Origin of the sequence: Mycoplasma anserisalpingitidis, from assembly GCF_007858495.1 — a bacterium.
GTDB lineage: Bacteria > Bacillota_I > Bacilli_A > Mycoplasmatales > Metamycoplasmataceae > Mycoplasmopsis > Mycoplasmopsis anserisalpingitidis_A.
The window spans coordinates 866599-880708 of the sequence record NZ_CP041663.1 but is presented as its reverse complement, the minus strand read 5'-3'; the positions used below and the strand labels follow the sequence as shown (position 1 = coordinate 880708).

The window sequence follows — 14110 nt, the reverse complement described above, 5'->3', positions numbered from 1 at the left end:
AGCAAAATGCTGATTAGAATTTATTAGTAGGTAAATAAACATGTCCATCAATACTTGCAATATCTGAAATTGAGATGAAAGCTTCAGAATCAACATCTCTAATTGCTTTAATAATTCTTGGAACCTGTCTAAATAGCGCTATAGAAGTTACAACATTTACTTCTTTACCAGAATATCCACCTATACCCTTAAATACAGTAACACCTGTAACAATTTTTGTATCGTGAGCAAGTCGTTCACTAATATCCATATAATGTTTTGAGAATATTTCAACTCTTACTAATTTAAATTTAGGAAAAAGTTTATTTAATACCAAAATGTAAATAAAGTTAGTTAGAACTGTAGCTACAAAATTTGGCGAAAGATATAATTCAAAAGTTCATGCTTTATTTAATACCATTAATACTTGTTCATCATGTACAATGCTTTTATCAACACTTTTAAGTAACATTGAACCGGGAATATAAGAACCTATAGCAACACAAATTAATATAATTGCAATATTCATATATCCAGAAATACTTGCGAATGATTTTTGCTTTTCGTTTGCATATCATTCACCAATAACACCTGTAACTCCAGCTGTTCCACCAATAATTTGGATAATTGCAAATATTCATGAAAGTAAAAATCCATATGTTAATGAATAGATCATTAGAGCTATGATATTCCCACCGTCATTTCAAAGAAGAGGAATAATTGGACTAAGTGATTTTTGATATTCATTTAAACTATTTTTTACAATTTTATTTGAGAAATCACCAATAAAATAAATATTATTCGCTCCATCAATAAGTCCTATTCCAAAAGAAATAAAGGAAGATACAACTAAAAATATTACAGTTAAATTGGTAAAAGTTTTTCCAATTTTTTTGTATCCAAAAATAAATATAGGAATACTAAGAACAATATAAGCAATTCAATAAACAAGTTGATCTATCATATTTCTAAGATTAGACGCAACGCTTTCGGGCATTGAAACAGTGATTAAACGAGCAATAGATTGTCCAAAAGCTGCTAACCCAAAGTTATAAATACCAACATTTTTAACAAAGAATACACTTATAACACCAAAAATAATAGCGGTGATAATAGTAATACCCATCACTTGTCACATTGGCTTTTGACCATAAAATGATCTTAGTGGAAGACCAAAATTTGTCATTTTGGTTCTTTTATAAATCGTATTTTTTTTGGCTACATCGAAATTTAAATCTGTGTTAATATCATTATTATTGTTTGATTTATTAAATTTATTCAAATTAAACCTCCATAGTTAGTATTCATTATTATACTATTATTTTTAATATTTAACAAATATGGTAAAAATATGAAAAAATCAGGGGTGGTGTTTCCCTGATTTTTCTATTATTTAATAAATGTGGTGTTTTTTATTAAATTAATTTGTAGAAGTTGTAGTTGTTGGTGCAACAATTGGGTTTGTATTTTCAATTGTACCTACACTAGCATGATCTTTGTTATATGAGAATCCAAGAACACTTGAGTATTTTGTTTTAACATTTTCTCCTACATTCTTGTATTCATCTTTAGAGTATTCACCTGTTGTTTTTGCACTAGCAACGTGGTAAGTTACTAATACACGTCCAACATGTTTTTCATCTAATTTAACTGAATCAACTACAACCTTTAAGTCAGCAGCTTCAACTTTTCCGTTAGCTTGTTTTGTGTAAAGTAATGTTGATTGTAATAATTCAGCTTTAGCTTCTTCTGTAGTAGCTTTTTCATATGCTTTTAAGAAATCTTCAGCTGTCATTTCACTAGCTTTTGTTGAAGCGAACGAAGCTTCAGCATTAGCTAATGCAGATAACATTTCTTTTTTGTAAGCTAATTCAGCTTCTGTAGGTAATTGAGTTAATAATGATCTGTTTTCAACTTCAGCTAATTGAGTAACTTCTTTTGTTTCTTCATTGTATGATAATAATTGAACAGCGTAAGTTACAAGAATGTCACCGTTAGCATCAACTCTATCTTTGATTACAACATTAATGTATTGGTTATTGCTTAAGTTGTATTGTTCGAAGTGAACATTGTCTTTAGCAACAAATAATTCATTAACTTTAAGTTCAAGTGATTCTTTTGTGTAATCTTCTTTACCTAAAGCATTAATTTCAAACGCTTTACCATTGTTTGCTTTTGCTCAAGCACCATTTTCATCTGAAGTACTTGCCCCGTTTCCTGGTAAGTAGAATTGTAATTTACTATCAGCATTTCCAGATAAGATTTCGTCATAAGTAATTAATTGTTTTTGACCATCTTGACCAATAATGTCTTTAGTAATAATGTTTCCTGTTTTAGCAATCAATGATGCTAATGTTCAGTTTTGGATTTTTGCAGCTTCAGCTTGTTTTTTCTCTTCTAATTCAACAGCTTTTGTTTTGAATCCACTTACTTTTGCGTAAAGTATTGGTGAAACAACTTCTGGGAATTCGATTGATGAAACTCTGAATGCTACTTCAAGAACACCTTTATTATCATCTGCTGATAATACTCTTGCATCTTTAGTTACTAATTCAAGTCCACCAAATTTTAAGTAGTCTGATGAGTTAACTAATTTAAGAGCGTTTACTTGTGAAGCAAGAACTACTGATTTATTCTTAACTTCTTCAGTATTAGCAAATAATACTAATTTTCCATCATTTAATTCATATTTTTCTTTGTTTGAATATAATGATTCAACAAATTGATCTGAAGAAACTTTTGTAAATACTTTGTTATATGATTTAACTTCAACTGATTTGTTTGAGTCATTTCATTCTGTAGATGTTGTTGTAAGGTATTCTTCAGTTTGAACTTTTCTTAATCCGCTTGCGCTGTCTTTTTCTTCAGGAGTAATTAAGTTTGTTGTTAATACAGTTGTCTTAATTAATGAAGATTGAGCACCTGTGTATACTGAATCAAATTCAGCAAATGATTCGTCAGTGTTGATTGAAACTAATCTATATGTTACATAAACATCTGTAGATTTAACTCCGAATTCAACAGCTTCAACTACTAATTTAATTTTTTCTGTTTCTAATTCAGTAGCTAAAACTTCTTTGTCTTTACCATTTACTAAAACAAATTTTTCTCAGTATGGATTTTTGTCAGATTTAATTCCTACAAGGTCATTTCCTGTAGCTTGAACATCTGATGAATCATATTTGAATGAGAATTTGTGATCTGCAGCATATTTGTTTAATCTTACTACTTCAGCATCATAGGCTTCTTTGTATTTTGCAGCAGTTTGGAATCCACTTACTGTAAATTCTTTTTCAACTGTAACACTTTCAAAACCAACTTTAGCTGAACTTAAGTCAAGTTTAACTTTAAGAGCACCATTTTTATCATCAGCAGTAACTGATTTAATAAATGATGAAATTTTAGCTTTTTGATCATCTAAACTATCGATTGTGAAGTATTGTTTTAAATGATTAATTTTTTCTTCTAATGTTTTATTGCTATTTTTAACTTCATTTACACTATCAAGAAGTGAAACACCATCAATCATTTTAGCATTTAATAATACTGAAGGTAAAACTTTTGTAGCATCTTTTAAGTGAAGATTTCATGTAGCTGAAGATAATGATTTTACAGCTTCTTCTAAAGCTTTTTGTTCTTTAGCTAATTCTGTTAAGAATCCACTTAAAACAACATCCTTAGAAACAACAATTTTTTCATTTGTTATGTCTGTAATTTTTACAGTTACAACAATTTTATCATTTGCATTTTGATTTACTTTATCTTCAAATTCTTTATATTCGAATGATAATGTAGCTTTTTCTTTTAATTCTTCACTTAATTCAGGTAATGTAAATAATTCTTTAGCCTTAGTTTCTTCTAAAGTGTCATTTGGTTTAATGTAATTTAAAACATCTTTAGGTGTAACTTTGCTAATGTATTTTTCATTAGTTTCATTGTCTTTTCCAACAAGTTTGTATGATGGAGTTAATGAACTAATAGCTTGTTCATATAAAGCTTTTAACGCTTTAGCATCTTCAGATAATTCATCGCTTGGTGTTGATGTATCTGATGTTGATCTAGCAAATGTTCCGAATGTGTATGATTTATCATCTGATTTAACATCTGATTGTAATAATGAAACGAAATTAAAGTTAAATTTGATATTTCCATTTGATTTTTCTGATAATGTAGTATTAATTACAACTTTAGCATTTTCTAATCTTTCAAGAGTACCATAATTTGCAATTGCAACAAAATCAGTAGCATTTAATGTAACATCTTTAATATCAATTTGACTTAATTTTCTTAAAGCATTAGCTGAATCAAAGTCACCATTAGTTTCGAATTCTTTAATTTTTGCATCTCTATTATCTGATTCTTGTAAAAGAACTGAAACAATTCCTTTGTAAGCGAATTGAGCTTTTAAAGCATTTAATCTTGCTTTTTCAGCTGCTTTAGTTGCTAAGAATCCTTCAACAGTAACTTTATTTAAAGTAACTTTGCTGTCTTGTTTTATACCATATTCAGAACCGATGTTTGTTGATAATTCAGCAGTAACATCAACTTTTCCATCTCTACCGTTTACTGTTATTGCGTTTGCATCATTAGATTCAAGAGCTGTTGGTGTTAATTCAAATTTACTTAAATCAATATTATAAAGAATTGAAGTAGGTTGAACAAGTGAATTGATGTCTAACCCATCAATAAATTTATATGAAACTTTTGTTAAGTTAGCATATGTATTTCCAGATTTTTTAATAGCTTCATCAACTGAAGTAGTTGCTTTACCAGCATAATCAACTTGAACGATTGATTTACCTTTATCGGCTTGATCATCAATTAATTTTTTAAGTTCTTCTAAAACTTGTTTTCTATAATCTTCAATTGAAATAAATCCGCTAATTTGGAAGTTTTGTCTTAAAGAAATTGTTTCTAATGATCAATCTGAGAAGTATGGTGATACAAGTGTATAATTAATTCATACTGAACCTGTATCTGTTTTAGATTCTTCAACATTTAATACCTTTAATTTAACAGCATAAATTTGGTCAGCAGGATTTAGTGCTGTATGTCTGTTATTTACATTTTCTTGAGTATCTAATGCATTACCATTTAATTTGTTTTCAATAGCTTGTCTAGTATTATCAGCAAATACTTTTTCTTTTGGTAAGAAGGCACCATCATTCATTGCTTGGAATACAATGTTTTCTGGGTGTTGGATAGCTTCTAATAAAGTTGCTTTTGATTTTTCATCACTAAAATATTGACCATCTCTATCATAAATAACAATAGCATCTTCGCTTTGAGCGTTAGCACTAATAAACGCTTGTGCTGTTGCATATCAGTTAGCTTTTAATTCTTCAAATTTAGCGTCCGACAAGAATCCACTAACAATATTTATTTTTGGTTTATCAGCATTAATTCTGTCAACACCAGGAATCTTAATTGAAACTACACCTTCAGCATTAACTGTTCCGTTATTTTTATCAGTAATGTGAACGTTTGTTGTAATTTCTTCTAATTTAATATTTTCTGCTTGAACTGGGTAAGTTTTGAAGTACTCAACTTCTTTAATTTTATTCAATACTTCTTGTACAGTTAAATCACTGTTTTTGCCTGTTAATCCTGTTGTAGTAAATCCATTGATTGGTTCAAAGTATTTGTAGTATTCACTAGCTTGCGAACCTTCAAAAAGTGAAACTGGTGTAGATGGAACTCTATTAATTCCATTAATTTCGAATTTAAGTCCATTGTTTAAGGCATCTTTAACAGAAGCGTTGTTTACAACACTTGAAAGAGCTTGTTTTAATTCATCAACTTGTGATTTTCCCATGAACCCATTGATTGTTAAATTGAATGATTTTGAAGGAACTGTTTTTGTTTTGTCAACAGTTGGATCTGTTGATTCAATTGTAACTTTTAATGTTACTGAACCTGATTCATTTGTATCAGCACCAGGATTCATAACAACACTTTTAACTACAAATTTTCCAACTTCTGGAGTAATTTCAGTGTTGTCTTTTTTGAATGTTAATTTAAGAATTGATTTAGCCAAATCAAAGTCTTTAAGTGCTTGTTCAGCATTAAATTCTGTTGAATATTGTGAAGCTAAATATCATTTCTTATCTTTTAAGCTTGCTAAATCTTTATTAGCATAAACTGCATCAGCTTCAAATTGAGCGTCAGCTTCAGCAGCAATTTTATCTAATTCTTTTTGAATTTCTGCATTTACATCAACTGTAGAAGTTGTGTTATCGCTAGCTTCATCTTTTGAAGCAACAAAGTTGTATCCACTTACTAATACTTCTTTAGTAATTGAAACTCCATCTTTAGAAATTGAGTATGTTACTAATAAAGTTTCAGGGTGTTGTGTAGTAGTTCTAGCTGATACCACTTCAAATGTAACACCTTCTGGTAAAACATCTTTGTTTACTTTAATAACTGCTTCATAGTTAGCTTTATCAGCATTTAATAATTTTTCAGCTTTTTCTGCTGAACCATTTTTATCATTTAATTCTGCATGAACTAATTTAACTTTTGAAACTAATTCTTGAAGTGTATTACTTACTTGTAGAGCTTCTTCAGATAATTCTTTAAATCCAAGAACATCTCTTGTAACTACATAAGGTTCTGCACCTTCGATGTTTGATGTTAATGTAACTTCAACTGTAACTTTAGAAGCAACGTTATCTCCAGTTACTTTTGTAATTGTAGCTGTAGCATTAGCGTTTTCGTCCATTAATAATACAACGAAGTTTTCAATTTGAGCATCAGTAGCTAATGTTAATGATTTTTTAAATCCATCAGCTGTAGTAACTTTTAATGAAGTTTCAGCTAATTTTTGTAATCTTGCATTTTCAGCAGCAACAATTTCAGCTTTTTTAGCAGCAAGTTCTTCATTATATGTAACTTCGTTTTTGAATCCTGATTGTGTTACTGTGATTGTAGCAAACACATCTGGTTGAGCTAAACTTCTAAGTAATACTGAAATTTCAGCTATATCATTTTTAGCTTCAACTTTAACAATTGATGACTCAACACCTTCAATTTCTTTGTTTGTTGTTTTGTCTTTTGGATTACCATTAAGTTCAAATAACTTTTTAAGTTCGCTAGATGATAATGATGGTAAATATACATCAGATTTAGTATTTTGACCAACGTATACTGTTTCAATAGTGGCTTTTTGTAAAGACTCTCTTAATTTATTCTTTTCTTTTAAGAACATTTCAGGAACAATTTGATTTCCTTCAAATTCTTGTGTAAGAATAACTGGAGCTAATTCACTATTGTATCTAGCTGTAATTTTAGCTTCAACGCTAACTTTAAAAGTACTTTCATTTACTTTAACGCTTGTGATTTCATAAATAAAAGTATTATTCTTATCGCTTGTAGATTTAACTTCGAAGTCATTTGTTGTTAAAGATGTTACGTGTTGTAAACTTAAACCATTTTTAACAACGATAGAACTTAAACTTTTTTCAAGTTCTAAATCTTCTTTTGTTGTTTTAGTTTCGTTATTACAACTTACTGCAAGTGCACCAGCAGCAAGTGTTAAACCACCTAATGAAGAAGATAAAATAACTAATTTTTTATTATTTTTCATTTTTATCCTTTTCTTTTGTATTTGAGGCAAAATATAGCTGTACATTTGCAATCGATACTATTTTTACCACATTTGGCCTCGCTTATATTATACACATATAAAAAATAATAAAAAAAGAAAAAAATAAAAAATAAATATTGTTTTCATAAGCTTCATGCTTGAATAAATGGATTTCATAGTTTAATGATGTGAATCAATGTTATTAATTTTTAATTAAATGTGAAAATCAATTTCATAAATTGTGATAACAAATTGTTTAGATATTGCCTTTAAGCATTAAAAGCTCTTTTTATAATATATAGTTGGTTTACTTATAATTTGGTATAATTTAAAAATAATTTATAAATAATAAATTGAGGTTAAAAATGGAACAAAATAAACAACAATATGATGCTAATAGTTTACAACAACTTGAAGGTCTTGAACACATTAGATTAAGACCTGGTATGTATATCGGTTCTACCAGTGAAACAGGTTTACACCACTTGGTTTGAGAAATTTTAGACAACTCAGTAGATGAACATCTAGCTGGTTTTTGCGATAAAATCAACATAATTATTACTAAAGAAAATCACATTATTGTAACTGATAATGGTCGTGGAATCCCTGCTGATATTAACCAACAAAGTGGTTTAAGTGGTATTGAATTAGTTCTTACTAAAACTAACGCTGGTGGTAAATTCAATAAAGATTCATATGCTTTCTCTGGTGGACTTCATGGAGTTGGTTCTAGTGCGGTTAATGCTTTGAGTAAATTGATGATTGCCACTGTAAAAAGAAATGGTAATGTATATCAAGCTAAGTTTGTTAACGGTGGACATATTGAAGAAAAAACACATATTATTGGTAATTGTCCATTAGATGAAACCGGAACTACAATTGAATTCTTCCCAGATTATACAATCATGGAAAGAAAACCTTTTAGTAAGGAAAAAATTATTGACAGAGCAAAACAAATTGCTCACCTTAATAAAGGTTTATATATTTCAATCGAAGATCAAAGGGATAATTCATTTACTGAATTTAAATTTGACAATGGAATTATTGACTATGTTGTTGAATTAAATGAAGGATATCCACTATTACATGATCAAATTCTCTATGTTTCAGAAGAATATGTTTCGAATAAAAATGATGGTGAATTTGAAAGTGATGCAAGAATTAGAGTTGAAGTGGCTATGCAATATGCCAAAGAATATTCTAATGTTCCTAAAGTATTTAGTTATGTAAATAACATTTTTACTAGCGAAGGTGGGCACCATCAACAAGGATTCCTTTTTGCTTTAGAAAAAACCATTAATAATTACGCTTTACGTAATAAGCTAATAAAAAATGAAAATGAAAGATTTACTAAAGATGACTTAACACAAGGTCTTTCAGCCGTAATTTCAATTAGACACTCAAACCCTCAATTTGAAGGTCAAACTAAAGCTAAGCTTGGTTCTAAAGATGCAAGAATCGCTACAAATAAGGTTGTAAGCGAATATTTAGAAAGAGTACTTAATGAAGATCCAATAATTGCTCAAGCGATTGTAAATATGGCTAAAGCAGCTAGAAAAAATAGATTGGATACCGCTGCTTTTGCTGAAAGTAATAAACGTAAAACTGCATTTGATAATGCAGGTTTACCTGGCAAGTTAGCTGATTGTTCTTCTAAAAATGCAGAAATAAGCGAACTTTTTATAGTCGAAGGAAATTCTGCTGGTGGTTCAGCTAAAATGGGTCGTGACCGTAAAACTCAAGCCATTTTACCACTTAGAGGTAAGATTCTTAACGTTGAAAAAGCACGTGCTCATGAAATTTTCAAAAATGAAGAAATCCTTAACTTAATTCAAGCTATCGGAACAGGTGTTGGCGAAAATTACAATATAAATAAATTAAGATATCACAAAATTGTTATTATGACTGATGCCGACGTTGATGGTGCACACATTAGAACTCTTCTTTTAACATTCTTTTTCAACTACTTCCGTGAATTAATTGAATATGGATTTATCTATATTGCTCAACCTCCACTTTACAAAATCCAACAAAATAAAACAGTTGAATATGCTTATAATGATGAGCAAAAAGATGCTATTTTGGCTAAATTAAATCCTAACCAAAAAATTAATATTCAACGTTACAAAGGTCTTGGAGAAATGGACCCCGAACAACTTTGAGATACAACGATGAACCCCGAAACAAGAAATATGTTGCAAGTTCAAATTAATGATGTTATCGAAACTAAAAAATACTTTAACACTCTTATGGGTGAAGAAGTTGAACCTAGACGTGAATTTATTAAAGAAAATGCACGTTTTGTAAAGAATCTTGATATTTAATGAATTTCTGATTAGTCAACTAATCAGATTTTTATTTAATTCATATAAAAAAGTTGATTAATCACTACTAAAATTCTTTAATTTTTTCAATATCCTTATATAATACACTTATATATTAAGATAGCTTATCTTATATTAAATATTTTTTATTTTCAATAATCAAAATACATGGAGAAAAAGATGAACCCAACAAGAATCATACCGTTAGGTGGAGTTCAGGAAATTGGTAAAGCAACTTTATTAATTGAACAAGATGATCACATCTTTTTAATTGATGCAGGTATTAAATTTGCTGATACTTTCACAACTGGAATTAAAGGAATTATCCCTAACTATTCATACTTAAATTTACCTAACAAAAAGGTTGAAGCTTTATTTATAACACATGGACATGAAGACCATATCGGTGGCGTTATATATTTAGTTAAGCAAACTAAACTAAAGAAAATTTTTGCACCTAAAATTGCAATTAGTTACTTAAAACTTAAATTTGAAGAACACAAAATCACACGCAAAATTGAATTCTTTGAAATTGATAAAAATGACAGCTATAAATTTCCAAAAGGAGTTGTGGTGGATTTTTGAACTGCACAACACTCAATTCCAGATGCTTTTGGTGTAAGAATATCAACCCCACATGGAAAAATTATGTGTACAGGTGATTTTAGATTTGACTATACACCTATTGGAAACTACACCGATTTTGCTCGTTTAGATGAAATTGGAAAACAAGGTTTAACCGCTCTACTTAGTGACTCAACTAATGCAATGCGTCCTTTTCACTCACCAAGTGAAAAAGATATTTTAGTTGATATTAAAAAACACATGGAAAATGCAAAACGAAAAATTATTATTACAGCTTTTGCATCAAATTTAACTAGAGTTAAAGTTATTATTGAATTGGCTGCTCAATTAGATAAAAAAATAGTTACCTTTGGTCGTTCAATGATTCAGGGAATTAAGATTGGACGTAAATTAGGTTATATTGACGTTCCATCTGATATTTTTATTGATAAAAAACAACTTTCATCAATCGATGATTCTAAACTTGTAGTTCTTACTACCGGTTCTCAAGGTGAGCAACTTGCTGCTCTTTCAAGAATGTCATATGGTAAACATCCATCAATAAAAATTTCTAAAGGTGATACTGTAATTTTCTCAAGTAGTCCTATCCCTGGAAATAGAATGGTGATTGAATTACTTGTGAATAGACTTTATAAATTAGGTGCTACAATCAAAGAAAATGGTACAGATGGATATCTTCACACTTCTGGGCACGCTTATCGTCATGAACATGATAAAATTTTTCAACTAACAAAACCTAAATACTTCATTCCATATCATGGGGAATATAGAATGTCAATAGTGCATGGTCAAAGTGCTGTTGAAAATGGTGTGGATGCTAATAACATCATTATTCCTGAGGCTGGAAGAGTTTATGAAATGAAAGATGAAATTATTACTCCTACAAATGAAATGATTGATTATGGTCCTATTTATATCGATGGTACATCGATTCTAAACACTAATGCAGCATTAATTAAAGAACGTGCAAAATTAGGAACTTCAGGGTTTGTTTCAACCATTTTGACAATTAATAAAAAAGTTAATTCAATCCTTGGTAAACCACAAATCATAAGTCGTGGAGCATTCTTTGTTAAAAACTCAACAAAATTAATTGAAGAAACTAAAAGAATTGTTCATGGTTCGATATTACACTGTATAAGAAATAATTCAAGCTGAACAATTCCAGAATTAAAACAACTTATCATAGATCGTCTTTCAACTTTATATCACAAAGAGAGAAGACGTGTTCCATTGATTATTCCTATCTTTAACATAATCGAAGCAGATGAAACTAAAGATAAAAACAACAAGAGCAAAAAAGACAAAAAATTAAAGGTTACTTTTGAATCTGATCAAAAAGCTAATGGACAACAACAAAAACGTTCTGGTGTTGCTCAGGCTGAAAAAATTGTTGAAGAACTTAGAAAAGGCATCAATAAAAAAGTTAAAGAAACTGAAGAACATATGTATAACGAAATGTCAGAAGATGAGGAATTATAATTATGGATTTAGTAGATAAAAGAATCAAAAAAGTTTTATATTCACAAGTAGAAATTGAACAAAAAATTGTTGAGCTTGCTAACTGAGTTAATCAAGAATTTAAAGATAGTAAAAATTTAATAATTGTCTGTTTATTAAAAGGCGCCATGCCATTTATGGCTCAACTAATTAAAAGCGTTAATGTTGATCATACAATAGATTTTATGATCACTTCAAGTTATGCAGGATCACATGCAAGTAGTGGAAGTGTTAAAATTATTATGGACTTAGCTAATGACATTGAAAACAAGGATGTTTTAGTAGTTGAAGACATAATTGATTCAGGAATTACGCTTAATAAAATAAAGGAAATTTTACAAACTAGAAAACCAAATAAGTTAAAAATATTAACTTTACTAGATAAACCTTATAATCGTAAAGTTAAATTAAATGCTGATAAATTCGGTTTTCTTGTACCAGATGAATTTTTAGTTGGTTTTGGATTAGATTATAAAGAAAAGATGCGTAATCTTCCTTATATTGGAATCTTTGATGAAAAATTTTTAGAAAAATAAAAGTTAAGTTTAAGAACTTAACTTTTTTGATTCATATTTGACTTATTTAACAACGTGTTCTGTAATTGAATGATTTTCAACAACAAGGTATTTGTCACCTGGTTGTGGTTCATATGGTTCTAAAGCTTCAATAGCACTTGCGTGGTTGTTTTTAATTTCATTGAATAAACGTAATGAGTCTACTGATGTGAATACACTTGATGTAGCTCCAAAAGCGTTAATCATTTTTTCGTCATTTACAATACCAATAATTGCTGTATTTGGACGGAATTTAGCAACTTCTTTAAGTAATTGACCTGTTCTTGAAAGAACAATAGCATATTTGTAATCTCCACGACGTACTCTATTAGCAACTTCATAAGCAATTAATGAACGTGGGTTTTCTGGATCTGAGTTTTTACGTACTTCTTCAAGTTGAACATCATAGTAATTTTTTGAGTAGAATTCTTTTTCAGCTCTTCTATTAATTGCCGACATAACTTTAACAGATTCAAGTGGGAATTTTCCGTTTGCTGATTCACCTGAAAGCATTGTTGAGTCTGCTCCTAATTCTGTAGCAAGGTAAACGTCTGTAACTTCAGCACGAGTTGGGTGTGGGTTGTTTTCCATTGAGTCTAACATTTGTGTAGCAACAATAACTGGTTTTCCAGCTTCTCTACATTTTCTGATCATAACTTTTTGGAAGTATGGAACATCATAGTAAGGAATTTCTAATCCTAAATCTCCACGAGCAACCATGATACCATCTGATTCAGCGATAATTTCATCGATGTTTGTAACCCCTAAGTGAGATTCAATTTTAGAAATAATTTGTACGTGTTCTCCGCCATTAGCATTTAATAATTCACGTAATTCTTTAACGTTTTTAGCTGAGTTAACGAATGAAGCAGCAACATAGTTAATTCCACTTTTAATTCCAAAGATAACGTCATCAATATCTTTTTGAGCTAAGAATGGAAGTGTAAAGTCAACTCCTGGAAGGTTAATACGTTTATTTGTTTTTAATTTGTGTGAGTTTTCAGCTTTAGCTTTAACATAACCTTTACCAACTTCTGTAACTACTGTAGATAATTTACCATCATCTAATAAAACTTGGTTTCCAACAATTAAGTCAGCTGACATGTCATAAGCAACAGTTATTTCAGTATCTGTTCCTTCAAAGTTTTTGTATTTATCTTCTGTAGTTCAAATAAGTAATTCTGTACCAGCTTTAATTTGTTGAACACCATCTTTCATTTTTCCAACACGAATTTCTGGTCCTTTTGTATCTAACATTAATGAAACAGGAATTCTTAAGTCTTTTGAAATTTGTTGTCCAAGAACGAATTTATTTAATTGTTCTGAGTGATCTCCATGACTGAAGTTAGCTCTAACTGTTGTAACTCCGTTTTCAATTAAAGAACGTAATGTATCGTAATTGTCACTAGATGGACCGATTGTAGCAACTAACTTACTTCTTTTGTTAATTAAGTTCATTTTCTCTCCTATATTTTCAATTTCTAAGTATTATTGTTTTAAATCATTTATATTTTAACACATTAAAAATTTATTCACTATTTATAAGGTTTTTTTACTGAAATATTTTCTTATTTTTTTGATCA

At 29.4% G+C, this 14110-nt stretch carries 6 protein-coding genes; 3 read left to right on the top strand and 3 right to left on the bottom strand.

Translation table 4 applies throughout. The features are described from left to right. Positions 1 to 13 precede the first annotated feature (13 nt). A complete protein-coding gene (locus tag FOY43_RS03650; protein WP_236094566.1) occupies positions 14 to 1261 on the bottom strand; it encodes a DUF2179 domain-containing protein in 1248 nt (415 codons plus the stop codon). 138 nt (positions 1262 to 1399) lie between these two features. Beyond that, entirely contained in the window at positions 1400 to 7564 is a 6165-nt protein-coding gene (locus FOY43_RS03645; RefSeq protein WP_162847770.1) for a lipoprotein 17-related variable surface protein, read from the bottom strand. 359 nt (positions 7565 to 7923) lie between these two features. Here FOY43_RS03645 and FOY43_RS03640 point away from each other — a divergent pair, with 359 nt between their 5' ends. The 3 genes from FOY43_RS03640 to hpt all read left to right on the top strand — a co-directional run bounded on the left by FOY43_RS03640 (position 7924) and on the right by hpt (position 12509). Then, positions 7924 to 9888: a DNA gyrase/topoisomerase IV subunit B gene (locus FOY43_RS03640; RefSeq protein WP_419179395.1), complete on the top strand. Its 1965-nt coding sequence runs from the start codon at positions 7924 to 7926 to the stop codon at positions 9886 to 9888. Positions 9889 to 10068: 180 nt separating this feature from the next. Beyond that, positions 10069 to 11955, top strand: coding sequence for a ribonuclease J (locus FOY43_RS03635; protein ID WP_146309170.1), 1887 nt, complete (start codon positions 10069 to 10071; stop codon positions 11953 to 11955). Positions 11956 to 11957: 2 nt separating this feature from the next. Then, the gene (hpt, locus tag FOY43_RS03630; RefSeq protein ID WP_146309169.1) at positions 11958 to 12509 is read left to right on the top strand and encodes a hypoxanthine phosphoribosyltransferase; all 552 of its coding nucleotides are present in this window, start codon (positions 11958 to 11960) and stop codon (positions 12507 to 12509) included. Between the two features lie 42 nt (positions 12510 to 12551). On the opposite strand, the gene pyk is transcribed toward hpt, so the two are convergent. After that, positions 12552 to 13985, bottom strand: a complete 1434-nt coding sequence (gene pyk / locus FOY43_RS03625; protein WP_146309168.1) for a pyruvate kinase — start codon at positions 13983 to 13985, stop codon at positions 12552 to 12554. Positions 13986 to 14110 lie beyond the last annotated feature (125 nt).